Source organism: Bacillus sp. SSR7, assembly GCF_055902415.1.
Genome location: NZ_JBVVXV010000001.1, coordinates 113,552 through 130,632, shown reverse-complemented (window position 1 = coordinate 130,632; position 17,081 = coordinate 113,552). Strand labels below are relative to the sequence as shown.

Sequence of the window (17,081 nt, the reverse complement as noted above, 5' to 3'; positions counted from 1 at the left end):
TTTGTGGATTACCGTTTATACAGAAAATAATCACGGCTATTGCAAATAAAATAGTGGATGCTACACTAAAATATAATTTTGTTTTCATTCCCCTTATCCCTCACCTCTCTATCACTTTATAGTACATACTAACTCTTCATTTTTCATCTCTACTATATACTCCTGTAAAACATATTCTTTCCCGCCATGTTTTTCATACCATTCATGTATTTTTTTAGTATGCTTCTCGTCACTTCTAATTTTTGATTCAATTTCTTTATACTGTTCATAACTATCATATTCCCATATGGCAAACACTTCAGTCGTACCATTCTTATTATCTTTCATCCAGCGTCCTATTAGCCTAGATCCATGCTTTAACTGATTTGGTAAGTTTGTTTTATTAAAATGCTCATTAAATATTTCTATAAATTCATTCTTTACTATATAGTACTTTCTTCTATAAAACATACATTTCCACCTCTTTTATAAGCACCTCAAATACACCTTCCCATTATTACCGTATTATAATACTTCCCATCCGACAGCCTTTTATCATTTTTTAAAATACCTTCTACTTCAAAACCAAATTTTTTATAAAGCAGAATGGCTTTTTCGTTTGTTTCTAATACTTGTAATGATATCTTTTTAATCTCATTTTCATCAGCCCAATGAATAGATTGTTGCAATAGACTTTTACCTATTCTATATCCCCAAAACTCTTTTAAAATACAAACGCCAAATTCTACTTTATGAGATAATCTCTTCAAATTTGACCCTTCGCATCTTGAAAACCCAATGATTCGGTTGTGCACTTCTGCAACTAAAAACAGATTCTTTGTCTCTTCACTATCTGTTTTTATTATTTTTTGAAACCCTGTCTTATCTATAAATCCCTCCCCAGCTTCTCTATCCATATTTTCAGTTTCTCCATCAATCTGAACTCTAATTTCCGATAACTGTTCCGCATCTGTTTCAGTTGCCGAACGAATTGTATAAACTAATCCGTTTATGTGGAATTTTTGTCCTTTTATAATCATTTCAAGCTCCTTTTAAAAGTAGTCTATTGATGCTATTACAATCTCTTTACCTTGTTTCTCAAATTGTTGAATCGTTTCTTTACTAGTCTCTGAATCTGTTATTATAAGGTCAATTTCAATCAGTGATTCTCCTTTTATAAAGTAGTCTATTCCAAGTTTATTATGAGGAGCTAAACAAATATTTCGTCTAGCAATCTTATTTACTGTTTTACTAAAATAAGCAACTTCAGGCGTTGCAGTACTTATACCATTCAATGAAATGCCACCACCTGTAGAGAAATACAGATCAATAGAGAATCTACTTATCAATTCTGAGGCAAGTGTATCTGTCATATTTCCTGATGGTTTCACCTTTCCACCAATTAAGTACGTATCGATGTTCTTATATTCCCGTAACGTACTAGCAATTTCTATAGAATTTGTAACAACTGTAAATGATGTTTCAGGTAAATATTTTAACATGGCATAATGAATAGAAGTCCCACCAATAAAAACGGAATCTCCTTCTTGTATATAAGAAGCTGCGATTTTTGCAATTGCGTCTTCATATACAGAACCATTACTATAACGCTCAAATCGCTCAGCAGCTAAATTCCTTACTCTAGCAAGTTCAATTGCACCTCCATGTGTTCTTTTTAACAAGCCATCCTTCTCCATAATAGACAAATCTCTTCTTATAGAATCGATAGACATATCGAAACTTTCCGCAAGATTCTTTGCGATTACCCTTCCATCTTTCTTAAGTAACTCTAAAATTTTCTCTCTACGCTCTTCAGTAAACATGTGCCCACCGCCGTTATTGAAGATTCTGAAATCTCATCCTTATTTTAATTATATGCATGTCTCTTCCGTTTTACAATATTTTCAATTCTTATTCACTCCGTTTTATTCAGCTTTTTCCCTCTTTCTATTCAGTTAACTGGACAACGAAATAAATGCATATTTGCATATTCCGCAAAGATACTTCCATTTATCTTCCTATTGATGTAAAATTATTCCTATGTTTTACTTTTTAACACAGAAAGGAATTACTATGAAATCTATAATGAAAGCAACTTGTACAGCATTATTATTTACAGGACTAATGGCAGGATGTAATGGGAATACTGCACCAAAACAAGAAAAGAGCGCTCTTGAAAAGAATGCAATGCACTATGGGGAAATATTTAAAAACGAATACTATAGAGCAACTGTTGAAAATGCTAAATTCGAAAAAATAGACAAAGAGTGGCGTCTCACAGCTCGCGTTACTATAAATAACGCTCGTGTTGACGGACAAACGATAGATCTTTCAGAAATAAAATATTTCATAAAAGATGACAAAACGGGTGAAAAATACGAAGGTGAAGTTATACAAAATGAAAATGCTAAAAAAGTTCCATCTGAATTTTCTTTAACTACTGACATTGAATTTAATATGAAAACTTCACCAAAAGATTTAAATAATATGTATTTATACATAGATAGCAAAGCCGCGCCGTTAACAGATACATATTGGAAACTTGATAATTTAGCAACTAGATAAAAAACAGTCAAATACGACTGTTTTTTTGTTTGTAAAGTAATCAAGTTTACTAGTAAGCTATCTCCAGCAATACATCTTTTGCACAAATCGTTACTGCTTTAGCTTCCCTCCTAAAACATTTTAACATCCAACAAAAGCGATATATCTATTTATTATATCATTCCAATAACTATTTTTTCTAAAGAAAAAATGCAAAACTGTAAATATTCCATCTTTTATTTCTAAAACTTCAGAATATTTACAATAGTTGATAATTAGAATACATTTTACTAGTACAAAGATTCACCTGTACAAAAATCTAAACAAAAAGGGATGGTTATATGTTGAAGAAATTAGTAGCAGGTACATTAGTAGCGGGATTTGCATTAACTGGAGGACTAGGAGTAGCAAGTGCTGAAGAAAAAGGTAACACAATTAAGTCTTTTGATTATTTAAAAGTGGATGAACAGAATGTTAATTCTCTTACAAAATTAAGTGATCAAGATAAGAAAGACATTCAAATTACTATGGTATTACCAGAGCAAAATGAAAATGGAGATTGGCTAGCTTATGGTTTTACTAGCCGCGAAACATTAGATGCTTATATTGAAAAGGATAAAAAAGTACTTAAAAATAAAATTAATCCTTTAGGTAGCGGTGCTGGTAGTACTGATTTTTATGAACATAAAGATAAAGGTGGCCAATATATTTACTGGAGCAGCGGCTTTAAAAACTTACCATCTAGCTGGAACGACAGAATTTCCTCTGTAAGTACAGCATCACCTTCTGCAAGTTATTCAACGACACTTTGGGAGCATACTTCTACACAAGGATATGGAAAAGGTGTTATATTTAAACACGCTGATTGGTACGGTAAAACTGCTAATTTAGCTGCTGATTGGAACGATATTACTTCAGCGATTGACGTAAAAAAATAATAGGATATTCAATTTCTTCTGTAAAAATTCAAACCACTATTCTCTCATACATTTAGAGAATAGTGGTTTATTATAATTCCATTTAAGCATGTACAGCATGTCCTACCGCTTGCAATAGCGCTTCATGAATCGCTTCAGATAAAGTAGGATGCGCTGCAATATAATCTCTCATAATATCGGCAGTAACTTCTGTATGAATCATTACAGTTCCTTGTCCAATCAGTTCGGTTGCACGTGGACCAATAATAGAAATCCCTACAATTTCTTGATATTTAGGTTCCACAATGACTTTTACTTTACCCGTTTGTTCTCCAATAATAAGCGCTTTTCCATTTGCTGAAAAAGGAAACTCTCCGATAAGAATATCACCATATTGCTCTCTTGCTAATTTTTCACTTAAACCGACACTAGCAATTTCTGGAGCTGTATAAATACAGCGAGGTACAGCATGATAGCTTACTTTTACATCTTCTCCACTTGCATGTAATGCTGCTGTCGTTCCTTCATGGAAGGCAACGTGAGCAAGCTGAATTCCACCAATCACATCACCGGCTGCGTAAATATGTGATACGTTCGTTTGCATATGTTCATTCACAGCAATCCCTTTATTTGAAAATTGAACCCCTGCCTTTTCTAATCCTAATTGTTGCACTCGTGGTTTTCTTCCTACAGAAACAAGAACAAATTCTGGAGTTACCTCGTGAGTAATTCCCTCGTATTCAAATGAAGCTTGCTTCTTATAGTTATTTAAGCCTTTTAAAACTGCTCCCGTAAAAATTTTCACCCCATCTTTTTCTAATTTCTCTCTTAAAGTATTCGCAATATCTTCATCTTCACCAGGTAGTAATTGCGGTGCCATCTCAACTATCGATACTTTTGTGCCAAGTCTACTATAAATACTTGCAAACTCGCACCCTATTACACCACCACCAACGATTAACAATGAAGATGGTACACTCTCAAGAGACATGGCATGGCTACTATTTAAAATCCATTTTCCATCGAACGGAGCGAATGGTAATTCTGTAGGTTCGGAACCAGCTGCGATAATAAAGCTCTCTCCATCAATTACTTCTTCTTTATTTCCTTGTACAACTCGCACGCGATGATCTGTTTCGAATTTCGCTTTTCCTTTTACAACTTTAATTTTATTTTTCTTCATTAAATATTGTATTCCTTGGACGAGCTGCATTACGATTTGTGATTTCCTCGCCTGTATTTGATCCCAATCAATTGATATACTTCCTGTATTAAGCATAACCCCATAATCATTCGCTTTTCTCACAATGTCATGTACTTCAGCACTTTCTAACAATGATTTTGTAGGCATGCACCCAACAGTTAAACAAGTTCCGCCAAGATCAGCTTCATCAATAAGAGTCACTTCTTTTCCATTTTGAGCCGCGGTAATTGCTGCTACATAACCAGCAGGCCCACCTCCAATAACGACTAATTTACTCATTCTCTCACCTTCTTTTTATAAAAGAATTGTTACAGGTTCTTCTAAATAACGTTTAATTGTGCGTAAAAATGCAGCTGCTGGTGCACCATCTAATACACGATGATCGAATGTTAAACTTAAAGGTAACATACTACCTTTTTTTAATTTTTTCCCTTTATATACAGGAACATGTTCAATTGCACCAATACCTAAAATACCAGTCTCAGGTGTATTTAATACAGGTGTGAAATATTCAATACCAAAGCTACCTAAATTACTAATTGTAAATGTCGTTCCATGCATATCATCACCACTTAAGCTACCTGCTCGTGCCTTTTGTGCCACATTCTTAATCTCTTTAGACAACTCTACTAAAGTTAAATTATTTGCAAAGCGAATAGCTGGAACGATTAACCCTTTTTCTAATGCGACTGCCATGCCTAAATGCACATGTTCAAATTGATGAATTGCATCATCTATATAAGAGCTGTTCATTTCTTTATGCTCTCCAAGTGCTAATACAGCAGCACGCGAGACGAAATCCGTAATGGTTAATTTATTATCATATCTTTTTTGTACAACTTTCGCTATTTCTTTATGTAAAGCAACTAAATCTGTAACATCTACTTTCATCGTTAATGTTAATTGCGCACTATTTTGTAAGCTTGCGTGCATACGATTTGCGATTGCTTTCCGCATACCAGTAACAGGAATGACTTTACTTTCTTTTTGTTCAAGTACTTCTGGAATTATTACTCTTTCTTTAATTGCTTTTAATACGTCTACTTTTGTAATCCTTCCGCCAGGTCCTGTACCAACTAATGCTTTGATATCTAGATTTTCAGACTTTGCAATTTTCTTCGCTACAGGTGAAATTTTGATTCTTTGTTTTGTCACATCTATCGCATATGATTCAGGATGTTGAACCTTTTTAGGCTCTAGATTCGGTGTTTTTTCTTGTACAACTTGAGTACTTTCATTTACTTCTACTTTTTCATTTGGTTTACCGATATAGCAAATTATAGTGCCAGGTGGAACTCCCTCATCTTCACTTATAGCTATATCAAGAACAGTTCCATCAGCTGGTGCTTCTATTTCCGTTTCGATTTTTTCCGAGTTAATACTAGCAATTAGTTCACCTTTTGCTACATGATCACCTGCTTTAATATTCCAGCTCGTAATAATACCTTCTTTCATCGCCATACCCAACTTCGGCATTACAACTTCTACAGCCATGTTTCTCTCTCCCTTCTCATCGTTTTATTACACATGTAATAAAGATTGGTCTCCAATCATTTCTGATACAGTTTCAATTACTTTTTCTGGCGTTGGCAAATACAACTTTTCAAGTGGTGGTGAGAACGGAACAGGTGTATGTGGTGCTGTAATTCGTTTAATAGGTGCATCTAGCAAATCAAATCCTTTATCCGCTACAATTGCTGCAATATCTGTTGCGATACTACATCTTGGATTTGCTTCATCAATAACAATAAGGCGATTTGTTTTTTCAACTGATGCTAAAATCGTATCTTCATCCAGTGGTGATAAAGAACGTGGATCAATCACTTCTACTTCAAGTCCTTTTTTCGATAATTGCTCAGCAGCTGCAAGTGCTGTATAAACTTGTTTTCCAATGGCGACGATTGTTACATCAGAACCTTCACGTTTTATATCTGCTTTCCCTAATGGAATTGTATAGTATCCTTCTGGCACTTCACCTTTCATATTGTAAAGTGTTTTATCTTCAAAGAAGATTACTGGGTCATCATCTTCAATTGCCGCTAATAATAAGCCTTTTGCGTCATATGGAGTAGAAGGAACGACAACTTTTATACCTGGAATGCTCGTAAATAACGCATACAAACTTTGTGAATGTTGTGCAGCTGCGCTAAAACCTGCACCATGCATCGTACGTACTGTAACTGGCACTTTCGCTTTACCGCCGAACATATAGCGGAACTTTGCACCTTGGTTTAATACTTGATCAAGACAACTACCGATAAAATCATTAAACATTAATTCAGCAATCGGACGTAGTCCTGTTGCCGCAGCTGCCATTGCTGCTCCCATGTAACCCGCTTCTGAAATTGGTGTATCTAAAATACGATTTCGGCCAAATTCTTGTACAAGGCCTTTCGTAACACCGAGTACACCGCCCCATGCTTCATCATCTTGCAAGTGATCAACTTGTGCACCACCTGCAACGTCTTCTCCTATTAAAATTACGTTTTCATCACGACGCATTGAGATTTTCATCGCTTCATTAATTGCAGTTGACATACTTACTGTTCTAGTCATTATTTTTCACCCTCCTCTTATTTGTAAGAAACGTATACATCTTTTAATAACTCTTCATCCTCTGGATATGGACTATTTTCACTAAATTCAATTGATTCTTGCACCGCTTCATCTACTGCCTTTTCCATATCTACAAGCTCAGATTCAGTTAATAAAGCTTCATGAATTAAATGCTTACGGAAATTCACAATCGCATCTTTTTCATTTAAATGTTCTTCTTTTTCTTCTGAAGTTTTATACGTTTGTGCTTCACCTTCGAAATGACCGTAATTACGATATGTCATACATTCAATTATTGTTGGACCACCGCCATTACGCGCACGTTCTACTGCTTCTTCCGCCGCTTTATACACTGCAAGCAAGTCCTTTCCATCCACTTGAACACCTGGAATATTGTAAGCTTTCGCGCGATCTGCAATGGAATTACAACTTGAAGCATATTCAAATGTCGTTGCTTCACCGTAACCGTTATTTTCTGCGATAAAAATAACTGGTAACTTCCAAATCGCTGCTAAATTAACCCCTTCGTGAAATGTTCCTTCATTATTTGCTCCATCACCGAAGAAACAAACACTTACATCTTTCGTTCCTTTATATTTAGCTGTTAATGCTGAGCCGCAAGCAAGTGGAAACCCCCCGCCTACAATCCCATTTGCACCAAGCATTCCTTTATCTAAATCGGCAATATGCATAGAACCGCCTTTACCTTTACATAACCCTGTCGCTTTCCCAAAAAGTTCAGCCATCATACCGTTTAAATCACAACCTTTTGCGATACAATGCCCATGTCCTCTATGCGTACTTGTAATACTGTCGCTATCCGTTAAGTGGGCACATACACCAACTGCTACCGCTTCTTCACCTGCGTATAAATGGACGAAACCTGGCAGCACGCCTTGCGCAAACAATTCATGTACCTTATCTTCAAACTTACGAATCTCTAACATTTTTTTATACATCCAACGAGCTTGTTCTTTCGTAATTTCATTCCCTTTACTTTCAGTTGTTTTTAACATGTCCAGCCCTCCTATTTTCTTGTTCATCTTTTATTTTGCAAGTACCGTGCCAAATTCTAATTCTTGATTTAATAGGTTTTCTCTTTTCTTTCAAAATAAAAAAGTGGACAAATTGAGACATCTGTCTCGTTTTGTCCACTTTTGTTCACCTAATTTGAGAATTATTATTTTATTCATGATCAAAACTCTTCTGTAACTTCCGAATGTAAATAATTTGACCAATATGATAAGCATTATGAGCTGTGACATTTGCTAGCACTTCCCACAACTTTGCACATACTGGAAAACCAACCACATCACTTTCAACCTTTTCTTCATTTATGAGATTTTGCCATTGTAATAGTTTCTCAAGTAGTTTTTCTCGTAATTCATCGAAAGTTTGATTATCTGAAAGCATAAAACTTTTGTTATTATCACCAATAGCAGGCACGGCATTCACATTCGATTCTTTATACCTAGTTTGCCACGTAGAATTCCAATACAGTAAATGTTGTACAATTTCAGCTATACTGTTACTCTCTTCATTCGGTTTCCAGAAAGCTTCCCTCTCAGATAAATCTTTCACTGCATCTGAAAATGGGATATACCAACTAGGATCATTTGCATTCCAACAATTGATCTGCTAATACATCTTTCATATGGGCCATTTTTCTTCCCTCATTTCATAAACGTATTCAAACTCACTTCTCTATATACGATAAGTTCGTATAATTCCCTCTTTAAAAACCATAGAATATAGAATTAACATGAATAGCTTTCAAAGAAAGTGTAAGAATAATAGATTTTCTTATCATAACTCGTTATGATAAAAGAAAAAGAAAGCTGGCAGAAAATGAATAAACAAATCGCAGTTATTACAGGAGCTTCAAGTGGATTCGGACTATTAACTACACTCGAACTCACAAAAAAAGATTATTTAGTTATCGCAACAATGAGAAACCTTGAAAAACAAGGAAACTTATTATCTCAAGCTACTCAACTCAACTTACAGCAAAACATAAAAATTCAACAATTAGATGTAACCGATCAAAACTCTTTACATAACTTTCAATTATTTTTAAAAGAAATAAACAAAGTGGACCTCCTCATTAATAATGCAGGATATGCCAATGGGGGCTTTGTAGAAGAAATTCCAGTAGAGGAATACCGTAAACAATTTGAAACGAACCTATTTGGAGCTATTTCAATTACTCAGCTTGTTTTACCTTATATGAGAGAACAACAAAGTGGAAAAATTATTAATATAAGTAGCATTAGTGGCCAAGTTGGATTCCCTGGTCTATCTCCTTACGTTTCTTCAAAACATGCATTAGAAGGATGGAGTGAATCCCTTCGTTTAGAAGTAAAACCGTTCGGAATAGATGTTGCTTTAATAGAACCAGGTTCTTATAACACGAATATTTGGGAAGTTGGTAAACAACTAGCTACAAATCAATCTGATACTACTTCTCCTTACAAAGAATATATGGATAAAATACAAAAACATATTAATAACGGCAGTGATACATTTGGCAATCCGATAGATGTTGCTAATAAAATTGTAGAAATTGCTGAAGCTAAGCGTACGAATTTACGTTATCCAATCGGTAAAGGTGTAAAATTTATGATCTTTGCAAAGAAAATTCTTCCTTGGAGATTGTGGGAATATCTTGTTTTGAGAAGCTTTAAGAAAATGTAATTACTTTTATTGAAAACCATTTTAAAAGAGGTGCTAAACAAATGCTAGGTTTACCGTACGGGAAAGTATTTTTAGTTCCGTGGACTGAGGAATGGGAATTGGAGTTTATGAAAGAAAAACAATTCATTGAGAAACAAATTGGGAAACATATTTTAGCTATACACCATATTGGCAGTACTGCAATTCCACATTTAAGTGCAAAGCCAATTATTGATATTGCAATCGAATTAGAAGATTATAACGATGGTTTAAACTGTATTAACAAGTTAGAACTGCTAAACTATAAATATAGAAAAGATGTACTGCCTGAACGATATTATTTTAATAAAGGTGAGCCAAGAACTCATCAAATTCATATGTATGAACAAGGGAATTCATATTTAATAGAACAATTACAATTTCGAGATTACTTAATAGACAATAAAACTGCTCGTATACAGTATGAACAGTTGAAAATTCAACTTTCACAAGCTAATCCTAATGATAAACATCAATATGCAGAGGATAAAACAAATTTCGTTACATCTATTTTAGCTAAAATAAAGTGAAACTTTAATCAGTGGGGGTTTTGTTCATCCCCCACTGATTATTAGTTGAACCAATCGGGCTTTTACGGGCAGTTGATCCCCCACCTAACTTCTTTGCTTCCGCTGAATTTTGAGGTGAGGGTCTTACTGCCCGTTAATGCGGGATAAATGCTTAAATAAATAAGAAACCATTTAGCAGTAGATGGTTTCTTATTTATTGGTTATTTCATTATTTGTGCTATTATTAATGAATTTATTATGTAGCAGGTGGAACGAAATAAAATAGTATCGAGAGCATCAATATAAAAGAAACCATTCCCGTTATCGAAAGTATATATTCTTTTGATTCTCTATCATATTTCCATTCCATCCATGCTCTTAAAGTCCATGATATACCTAAATAAGTGAACATGAGATAAGCCATTTTAGCGTTTTCAAATTTAAACATATAATAACAACTACTTATTACATAAATAATAATAAGCCCTATTTCTAATTTTACATGTAAACTATTCACATGCTTATATCCAAAGAAGCCCCTTTGCTCCATATTCAATTTTCTTCTTAAAAACTGTTCTATAAAGTAACCACCTATACCAAGTCCAATAATAATAATCAAAATTGTAGAAGTACCCATTACTATCCCTCCTATTACTTTATTTATCTTTAGTAATAAAGTGGACTATATTACAGTTATTCTCTTCTAAATAACTTACAATTCCTTCAGGATATGTTGGTTTCTCTTTTAATTCCTTTATACTCTTCCACATTATTATAATATCTTCATGTTCTTTATGCCTTATTTCATTTGTAACCATCTCTTGAACAGTTCCCCAATGTATTAATGTACAATGATGTCCTTTTTCGTTGTTCCACTCGAAAATATGCTCATTTACAACAGCTAGCCCTTGGACATCAATTTTCAAATCGTATTCTTCCATTAATTCTCGTATTATCGCTTCTTTTGCTGTTTCACCAAATTCAATAGAACCTCCTGGAAAACGATAAAATGTTTCACTTAAATCACATTGTACTAGTACTTTAGAATGATCTTTATTTACAATCATTGCTTCAGCACGTAATTTAGGCATTTTCATTTTGTCTCCCCATTCATTCCATATATAATTAAATCCAATATCTATAAAAGAAAAGATTAAGCATAATTCCTGTTATTATTAATAACGGAACCGTTCCGAAAGAAATGACATATTCCCTCGATTCTTTATCAAATTTCCATTCCATATATGATTGAAAGCAGTATAAGGTTATTAAAAATAAAATGGGTAAATTACTAATATAAATAGGATTTAAAGTAGCACATATCAGCGTAACAATTATATAAGAAATGATAAGAGCCCTAGTGCCCCATTTATGAGCGTTGTTTACATATTTACTATTCCAGTCTGTTTGTTTCGGTATATTTAATTTTTTTCTCACTACTTTTTCCAAAACAACTAAGAATATGATCCATACTATTAATAAAATTCCTTTAACTAAAAACAGTGATGTCTCCTCCTTTACTTTTTATCTGGCTGATCACTCGGATAAGTAGCTTTTCCTTTATTATCAATGTCCCAACTAATAATTGTCGCACTATCGCGTCCGAATTGATGATGAACGTGCTCTAATACATGATGAACACTTTCTTCAAGTTTTATATTATTTCTATTCATATCACTATACAGATTTACAGGAGTTTCATACCGACGTTCCCCGCATTCTAATACTCCATCTGTCACCATTACAATTCGATTGTTGCCATTACGTAATTCACGAATGCCTGTTGAATAACAAGGAACAGGTAAATCAAATGTGTTTACATTTCCAATCCATTCGTAAAAATGACGTTGATTTAATGCGTATTGTCCTAATTTGTGTAATTCATCATGAAATACATACACTAAACAGTCGCCAATAGATAACCACCATATGTAGTTTTCTTTTCTTACACATAGTAAGCAAGCTGTTTCACCTTTAATTCTTTGACACTTTTCCTTAAATGAAGAAGATTGAAAGATAGTAAGAATATGATTTTCAATAGACCGAAATACTGTATCAATCGATTCATTCATCATTTCTTTTATATTTTCATATTCTTTTTGAATTGTATTTACTACTAAATCAACACTTTCTGCACTATTATGTCCATCTAATATAGCTGCAAATTCCCAATCACCATTTGACCAAACTAACGCACCATCTTCGTTCTTTTTTGCTCCAGCACTTATATTCCCACCATATGTACCGAGCACGATGTCACCATATTGTTTTACTGAAACTTCGTCTAAACACATTTCACTACTTCCAACCCATGAATGTTGTCTATTATTTGTTGTATGCATATTCACTCACCATATACTTTCGTAATCTTTCGCATAGTTTTTTGATTTTTTCTGCGTCACCATAAGGCGCACCGTTCCATTTCGCTACTTCAGTCGGTGACCAAAACTCTTTTGGTGTATTTTCATAACGCGGTATGATGTGCATATGCATATGTGGTACACCATTTCCTGAAACAAAAGTGTAAATATGTTCCGCACCTTCACTTGCTTTTAGCGCTTTACTTACTCTACTTGTTATAAGTCCGAACGCTTTCGCTTCTTCATCTGTTAGTTCAGCGAGGCCAGGTACATGCCTTTTTATATCTATCATTACATAACCCAAGTATGTTTCTTCACTATCCCAGTGGACATGTCCAACGTAAACCAGTTCATCTTCGTAAATAGCTCCACCTGGAACTATAATATTTCCTTTATGCTTTTCACAAATAAAACAGTTTAGTTTTACTTGATCGTTTGTTGACATATTCATCACCATCCTTTTCATATATAATATCATAAAAAAAGGAAAAACAGGATTTATATTCCGAAGATTCACTCTTTTGATACAGCAATTTTTGAAATGAATTTAAACCTCATTATTTCTTCAAAAACGCAATCCCAATTACGATCCCAATCACAATTCCGATTACTAAATTATTTGTAAAATAACCTTGGACTACACCGATTACAACTCCTATACCAATACCTATTGCCAAAGCATCATTTTTATTATTTTTAGCCAAAATTACATCTCCTCCCATCATTTCTCGCTAAACAACATACACTTACTTGAATGTATTAATATATTCTCTATCTCACTTGAACATTTCCAAAAAAATGTACTTTAACTTTACATATAGCATTTTCCATTTTCTGTATATACTCCTTTTACACTAAAAAAATTTCAAGTAACCATTAAATATATATAGGCATTGACTATAGTAATTTATTTAAGAAGGAACGATTCAAATGCATCCTCATTGGAATCCAAATATAAATCAACAATATGTTTATTCTCCTCATCCCGTAAGGAATACATTGCATCATGATTCACAATATATGATGCAGCGTATTGCAAGTCTTGAAAATCAATTAGCGAAATTAATCTCATTAATTGAAGAAAATAATCATGTAATTGAATCAATGGAACAACAGCAAAACCAAGTTTGTGCGCCAGCTGGCGGTTCTGTTATTTGTTTGTATGTAATCTTATTCAAACAAAAAAACACACTTTATATAATAAAGTGTGTTTTTTTGTTATCTTCTTTTTTGATGAAATCCTTGTGTAATGCGGTCTAATATAATCGCAATGACAACAATAGCTAGTCCGGCTTCAAATCCCATTCCGATATTAACTTGTGTTACAGAGCGGTATACATCAACCCCAAGACCTGGTGCTCCTACAAGAGATGCTGTTACTACCATAGATAAAGAAAGCATAATGCTTTGATTCACACCAGCCATGATTGTTCCAGTTGCGAGTGGTAATTGTACTTTAAATAATTTTTGTGATGCGGTTGAGCCAAATGCATTCGCTGCTTCAATTAAATCCTCTGGAACTTGTCTAATTCCTAAATCAGTAAAACGAATTGTCGGTGGCATTGCAAAGATTACTGATGCAATAATCCCGGGTACTACACCTACTCCAAAAAATGTAATCGCGGGAATAAGATATACGAAAGCCGGCATTGTTTGCATAAAATCTAATGTCGGTTTTAAAAATTTTGAAAAACGTTCATTTTGCGAAGCTAAAATGCCAATTGGGATACCTACAATAATTGAAATAATAACAGATGTAAGTACAAGAGCTAATGTCTGCATCGTCTGTGCCCAGTAGTTAATATTCAAAATAAATAATAATCCGATGAGTGTAAAAATAACTAAAGATACTTTTCTCGTTGTGTACCAAATGAGGAAACACAAAATAATAATCATCAATATAGCCGGTATTATTGTTAAAAAATTAGTGAGTAAATCAACGAATCCGCCGATAATATAAGAGAATCCTCGGAATAAGCCTTCAAAGTGCTCATATAAACTTGCAACAAATGAGTCGACCCATTCCCCTAATGGAATACGCGGTATACTATTCATCGTCTTTCACCTCTTCTTCAATGTTTCCTGCAAGAGCTTGAATGACACTTTCACGTTTAATAATTCCTCTTAGCCTTTTTTTCTCATCGATTACTGGTAACGGATATTTCATCTCCGCCATTTTTGCATATGTCTCTTCCAGTAAAGTATCCAAATACACATGTGGAATATCATTAAGTAATAAATCAGCAATCGGCCACTGTTTTTGTACTGCTTTACTCGCATCATCCGCCGTTAATATACCTAAAAACTCATACTTTTTGTTTACAACATATACAGTTGAGACACCAGCATTCCTCATAATTTGAAGGGCTACACGAGGTCCACGATCAATTAATAAAGTTTCTGGTCGTTTTAAAATAGACTCCGCCGTAATTACTTTTCCTAAATTCACGTCCGCAACAAACTTTTCTACAAATTCATTAGCGGGGCTCATCATAATTTCTTCTGGTGTTCCAATTTGGACGATTTCTCCATCTTTCATTAATGCGATACGATCTCCAATTCGAAGCGCTTCATCTAAATCATGCGTAATAAATATAATCGTTTTTTCCATTTTATCTTGTAACTCTAACAATTCATCTTGCATTTCTTTTCGAATAAGTGGATCTAATGCACTAAATGACTCGTCCATTAGTAATACATCTGGATTATTCGTTAGTGCCCTTGCGATTCCAACGCGCTGCTGCATACCACCACTAAGTTGACTTGGATAATTATCTTTATGATGATCGAGTCCTACTAACTGTAGCGATTCTAACGCTTTTTTCTCTCGCTCTTCAACCGGAACTCCTTGTATTTCTAAACCATATGCAACATTTTGTATAACTGTGCGATGCGGAAATAGAGCAAATTTCTGAAATACCATACTCATTTTCGTTCTTCTTACTCTTCGTAACTCTTCTTTTCCCATCGTTGCGATGTCTTCACCATCTATGTATATATGACCTGCAGTTGGTTTAATCAATTGATTTAACATACGCACTAGCGTAGATTTCCCGCTACCAGACAACCCCATAATAACGAAAATTTCTCCAGAATATACTTCAAACGTTGCTTTTTTCACCCCAACGTTCATTCCTGTCTCTTTTAAAATTTCCGATTTACTTTTTCCTTCTTTTAATAAGGAAAGGGCTCTTTGCGGATGTTTCCCGAATACTTTTGTTACGTTTTCAACACGCACCTTTGTATTATCCATGTCACTACTCCTTTTCTACCCATCTATTCACATAGTGTTGCGATTTTACAAAGAAATATTACATAAAAATGACATTCATAAGATTTCTTTAAAATTCTCGTTTCCGTTCATAATAAGAATGCTTACTTATACATTTATTTTATAAGGCAAACGTTACTTAGGAGGTTTTCGATGCGAAAGAAAATTTGGTTTATATGCCTTGCATTATTTATTACTATGATTTTCACTTCATGTAATGCAACAAATGCAAATTCGAAAGGGAAAATTAAACTTGGTGTAACAAGTTGGAAAGAAAACATTGCAACTGCAAACATGTGGAAAGTTCTATTAGAACAAAAAGGCTACAAAGTTGAGCTTATGTATTTAGAAAAAGCAGCAATTTGGACCGGTGTTGCTCGCGGTGATGTTGATGCTAATTTAGAAGTATGGCTACCCGTTACGGATAAACCGCTAAACAATCGTTATAAAGATGATATTGTCTTAAAATCAAAATGGTATGAAGGTACCGGACTTGGCCTTGTCGTACCTTCTTATATGAAAAACATAAACAGTATCGAGGATTTAAATGCGCATAAAGATGAACTAGATAACAAAATTGTCGGTATAGAACCCGGAAGTAGTCTTATGAATTTAACAAATAAAGCAATGAAAGAATATGATATAAAACTAAAACTTGTCCAATCTTCTGAAGCGGCGATGATGAGTGAATTAAAGAAAGCATATACGAAAAAGAAACCAATCGCTGTTACGCTTTGGAATCCACATTGGGGCTTTTCAGAATTTGATTTAAAATATTTAAAAGACCCTAAGAAAGTATATGGTGAAAAAGATGACATTTATTACTCTGTTCGTAAAGGTTTCGAAAAAGATCATCCAGATATCATAAAATACTTTGACAAATGGAAAATGAACGATGAACAGCTTGGTACATTAATGGTCGAGTTAAATAAAACAAAAGATTCCGAAGAAGCGGCGCGAAAATGGATTAAAAAGAATCAAGCGTTAGTCGATGAATGGATAAAAGATTAATAAAACAGGCTAGAGAAT

General features: G+C 34.1%; 20 protein-coding genes and 2 pseudogenes. 6 read left to right on the top strand and 16 right to left on the bottom strand.

Annotated features, from left to right (window positions below):
* Positions 1-111: 111 nt before the first annotated feature.
* The 3 genes from AC0NJG_RS00780 to AC0NJG_RS00770 are packed head-to-tail and all read right to left on the bottom strand — an operon-like array spanning position 112 to position 1,802.
* The gene (locus AC0NJG_RS00780) at positions 112-450 is read right to left on the bottom strand and encodes an NIPSNAP family protein (RefSeq protein WP_087953492.1); all 339 of its coding nucleotides are present in this window, start codon (positions 448-450) and stop codon (positions 112-114) included.
* 26 nt (positions 451-476) lie between these two features.
* Positions 477-1,019 (bottom strand): GNAT family N-acetyltransferase, encoded by a 543-nt coding sequence (locus tag AC0NJG_RS00775; protein ID WP_474062756.1) that lies wholly within the window; start codon positions 1,017-1,019, stop codon positions 477-479.
* 12 nt (positions 1,020-1,031) lie between these two features.
* Positions 1,032-1,802 (bottom strand): DeoR/GlpR family DNA-binding transcription regulator, encoded by a 771-nt coding sequence (locus AC0NJG_RS00770; RefSeq protein ID WP_087997267.1) that lies wholly within the window; start codon positions 1,800-1,802, stop codon positions 1,032-1,034.
* A 250-nt stretch (positions 1,803-2,052) separates the two neighbouring features.
* Between AC0NJG_RS00770 and AC0NJG_RS00765 the strand changes: the two genes are divergently transcribed.
* Both AC0NJG_RS00765 and AC0NJG_RS00760 read left to right on the top strand, forming a co-directional pair.
* On the top strand, positions 2,053-2,544 hold the full coding sequence (locus tag AC0NJG_RS00765; RefSeq protein WP_474062755.1) for a hypothetical protein: 492 nt from the start codon (positions 2,053-2,055) through the stop codon (positions 2,542-2,544).
* A gap of 320 nt (positions 2,545-2,864) precedes the next feature.
* Positions 2,865-3,461, top strand: coding sequence for a hypothetical protein (locus tag AC0NJG_RS00760; RefSeq protein ID WP_087953488.1), 597 nt, complete (start codon positions 2,865-2,867; stop codon positions 3,459-3,461).
* Between the two features lie 82 nt (positions 3,462-3,543).
* Here AC0NJG_RS00760 and lpdA read toward each other — a convergent pair whose 3' ends face one another.
* The 5 genes and pseudogenes from lpdA to AC0NJG_RS00735 all read right to left on the bottom strand — a co-directional run bounded on the left by lpdA (position 3,544) and on the right by AC0NJG_RS00735 (position 8,863).
* Positions 3,544-4,923: a dihydrolipoyl dehydrogenase gene (gene lpdA, locus AC0NJG_RS00755; protein ID WP_087953487.1), complete on the bottom strand. Its 1,380-nt coding sequence runs from the start codon at positions 4,921-4,923 to the stop codon at positions 3,544-3,546.
* A gap of 15 nt (positions 4,924-4,938) precedes the next feature.
* On the bottom strand, positions 4,939-6,138 hold the full coding sequence (locus tag AC0NJG_RS00750; RefSeq protein WP_143881191.1) for a dihydrolipoamide acetyltransferase family protein: 1,200 nt from the start codon (positions 6,136-6,138) through the stop codon (positions 4,939-4,941).
* A 27-nt stretch (positions 6,139-6,165) separates the two neighbouring features.
* Positions 6,166-7,200 carry an acetoin:2,6-dichlorophenolindophenol oxidoreductase subunit beta gene (gene acoB / locus AC0NJG_RS00745; RefSeq protein WP_143881192.1) on the bottom strand — a complete coding sequence of 345 codons (1,035 nt, stop codon included), beginning with the start codon at positions 7,198-7,200 and terminating at the stop codon, positions 6,166-6,168.
* A gap of 17 nt (positions 7,201-7,217) precedes the next feature.
* The gene (gene acoA / locus AC0NJG_RS00740) at positions 7,218-8,216 is read right to left on the bottom strand and encodes an acetoin:2,6-dichlorophenolindophenol oxidoreductase subunit alpha (RefSeq protein WP_439194757.1); all 999 of its coding nucleotides are present in this window, start codon (positions 8,214-8,216) and stop codon (positions 7,218-7,220) included.
* Between the two features lie 169 nt (positions 8,217-8,385).
* Positions 8,386-8,863: pseudogene (locus AC0NJG_RS00735) on the bottom strand (DinB family protein).
* Positions 8,864-9,048: 185 nt separating this feature from the next.
* On the opposite strand from AC0NJG_RS00735, the gene AC0NJG_RS00730 reads away from it, so the two are divergent.
* Positions 9,049-9,894, top strand: coding sequence for an SDR family oxidoreductase (locus AC0NJG_RS00730; protein ID WP_474062875.1), 846 nt, complete (start codon positions 9,049-9,051; stop codon positions 9,892-9,894).
* A gap of 41 nt (positions 9,895-9,935) precedes the next feature.
* Positions 9,936-10,442 carry a GrpB family protein gene (locus tag AC0NJG_RS00725; protein ID WP_429681041.1) on the top strand — a complete coding sequence of 169 codons (507 nt, stop codon included), beginning with the start codon at positions 9,936-9,938 and terminating at the stop codon, positions 10,440-10,442.
* Positions 10,443-10,677: 235 nt separating this feature from the next.
* On the opposite strand, the gene AC0NJG_RS00720 is transcribed toward AC0NJG_RS00725, so the two are convergent.
* The 6 genes from AC0NJG_RS00720 to AC0NJG_RS00695 all read right to left on the bottom strand — a co-directional run bounded on the left by AC0NJG_RS00720 (position 10,678) and on the right by AC0NJG_RS00695 (position 13,503).
* A complete protein-coding gene (locus AC0NJG_RS00720) occupies positions 10,678-11,058 on the bottom strand; it encodes a DUF4181 domain-containing protein (RefSeq protein WP_087953480.1) in 381 nt (126 codons plus the stop codon).
* 19 nt (positions 11,059-11,077) lie between these two features.
* On the bottom strand, positions 11,078-11,518 hold the full coding sequence (locus AC0NJG_RS00715; RefSeq protein ID WP_087953479.1) for an NUDIX domain-containing protein: 441 nt from the start codon (positions 11,516-11,518) through the stop codon (positions 11,078-11,080).
* Between the two features lie 28 nt (positions 11,519-11,546).
* Positions 11,547-11,870: a DUF4181 domain-containing protein gene (locus tag AC0NJG_RS00710; RefSeq protein ID WP_087953478.1), complete on the bottom strand. Its 324-nt coding sequence runs from the start codon at positions 11,868-11,870 to the stop codon at positions 11,547-11,549.
* A gap of 68 nt (positions 11,871-11,938) precedes the next feature.
* A complete protein-coding gene (locus AC0NJG_RS00705) occupies positions 11,939-12,763 on the bottom strand; it encodes a PP2C family serine/threonine-protein phosphatase (protein WP_087953477.1) in 825 nt (274 codons plus the stop codon).
* Positions 12,747-13,238 (bottom strand): HIT family protein, encoded by a 492-nt coding sequence (locus AC0NJG_RS00700; RefSeq protein WP_002021523.1) that lies wholly within the window; start codon positions 13,236-13,238, stop codon positions 12,747-12,749. Before AC0NJG_RS00700 ends, AC0NJG_RS00705 begins: the two co-directional genes overlap by 17 nt.
* A gap of 100 nt (positions 13,239-13,338) precedes the next feature.
* Positions 13,339-13,503, bottom strand: coding sequence for a glycine zipper domain-containing protein (locus tag AC0NJG_RS00695; protein ID WP_140168773.1), 165 nt, complete (start codon positions 13,501-13,503; stop codon positions 13,339-13,341).
* Between the two features lie 208 nt (positions 13,504-13,711).
* Here AC0NJG_RS00695 and AC0NJG_RS00690 point away from each other — a divergent pair.
* Positions 13,712-13,936 (top strand): annotated as a pseudogene (locus AC0NJG_RS00690) (hypothetical protein); the annotation flags it as partial.
* 63 nt (positions 13,937-13,999) lie between these two features.
* Here the strand turns inward: AC0NJG_RS00690 and AC0NJG_RS00685 are convergent.
* Positions 14,000-14,836, bottom strand: a complete 837-nt coding sequence (locus tag AC0NJG_RS00685) for an ABC transporter permease (protein ID WP_001084762.1) — start codon at positions 14,834-14,836, stop codon at positions 14,000-14,002.
* Positions 14,829-16,034: a quaternary amine ABC transporter ATP-binding protein gene (locus AC0NJG_RS00680; protein ID WP_000370606.1), complete on the bottom strand. Its 1,206-nt coding sequence runs from the start codon at positions 16,032-16,034 to the stop codon at positions 14,829-14,831. Before AC0NJG_RS00680 ends, AC0NJG_RS00685 begins: the two co-directional genes overlap by 8 nt.
* A gap of 171 nt (positions 16,035-16,205) precedes the next feature.
* On the opposite strand from AC0NJG_RS00680, the gene AC0NJG_RS00675 reads away from it, so the two are divergent.
* Positions 16,206-17,063 (top strand): glycine betaine ABC transporter substrate-binding protein, encoded by an 858-nt coding sequence (locus tag AC0NJG_RS00675; protein ID WP_474062754.1) that lies wholly within the window; start codon positions 16,206-16,208, stop codon positions 17,061-17,063.
* The last annotated feature ends 18 nt before the right edge of the window (positions 17,064-17,081 follow it).

Coding starts and splice junctions, on each gene's coding strand:
- AC0NJG_RS00780 (WP_087953492.1), bottom strand. CDS start 450: ATGTTTTATAGAAGAAAGTACTATATAGTAAAGAATGAATTTATAGAA.
- AC0NJG_RS00775 (WP_474062756.1), bottom strand. CDS start 1,019: ATGATTATAAAAGGACAAAAATTCCACATAAACGGATTAGTTTATACA.
- AC0NJG_RS00770 (WP_087997267.1), bottom strand. CDS start 1,802: ATGTTTACTGAAGAGCGTAGAGAGAAAATTTTAGAGTTACTTAAGAAA.
- AC0NJG_RS00765 (WP_474062755.1), top strand. CDS start 2,053: ATGAAATCTATAATGAAAGCAACTTGTACAGCATTATTATTTACAGGA.
- AC0NJG_RS00760 (WP_087953488.1), top strand. CDS start 2,865: ATGTTGAAGAAATTAGTAGCAGGTACATTAGTAGCGGGATTTGCATTA.
- lpdA (WP_087953487.1), bottom strand. CDS start 4,923: ATGAGTAAATTAGTCGTTATTGGAGGTGGGCCTGCTGGTTATGTAGCA.
- AC0NJG_RS00750 (WP_143881191.1), bottom strand. CDS start 6,138: ATGGCTGTAGAAGTTGTAATGCCGAAGTTGGGTATGGCGATGAAAGAA.
- acoB (WP_143881192.1), bottom strand. CDS start 7,200: ATGACTAGAACAGTAAGTATGTCAACTGCAATTAATGAAGCGATGAAA.
- acoA (WP_439194757.1), bottom strand. CDS start 8,216: ATGTTAAAAACAACTGAAAGTAAAGGGAATGAAATTACGAAAGAACAA.
- AC0NJG_RS00730 (WP_474062875.1), top strand. CDS start 9,049: ATGAATAAACAAATCGCAGTTATTACAGGAGCTTCAAGTGGATTCGGA.
- AC0NJG_RS00725 (WP_429681041.1), top strand. CDS start 9,936: ATGCTAGGTTTACCGTACGGGAAAGTATTTTTAGTTCCGTGGACTGAG.
- AC0NJG_RS00720 (WP_087953480.1), bottom strand. CDS start 11,058: ATGGGTACTTCTACAATTTTGATTATTATTATTGGACTTGGTATAGGT.
- AC0NJG_RS00715 (WP_087953479.1), bottom strand. CDS start 11,518: ATGAAAATGCCTAAATTACGTGCTGAAGCAATGATTGTAAATAAAGAT.
- AC0NJG_RS00705 (WP_087953477.1), bottom strand. CDS start 12,763: ATGCATACAACAAATAATAGACAACATTCATGGGTTGGAAGTAGTGAA.
- AC0NJG_RS00700 (WP_002021523.1), bottom strand. CDS start 13,238: ATGGTGATGAATATGTCAACAAACGATCAAGTAAAACTAAACTGTTTT.
- AC0NJG_RS00695 (WP_140168773.1), bottom strand. CDS start 13,503: ATGGGAGGAGATGTAATTTTGGCTAAAAATAATAAAAATGATGCTTTG.
- AC0NJG_RS00685 (WP_001084762.1), bottom strand. CDS start 14,836: ATGAATAGTATACCGCGTATTCCATTAGGGGAATGGGTCGACTCATTT.
- AC0NJG_RS00680 (WP_000370606.1), bottom strand. CDS start 16,034: ATGGATAATACAAAGGTGCGTGTTGAAAACGTAACAAAAGTATTCGGG.
- AC0NJG_RS00675 (WP_474062754.1), top strand. CDS start 16,206: ATGCGAAAGAAAATTTGGTTTATATGCCTTGCATTATTTATTACTATG.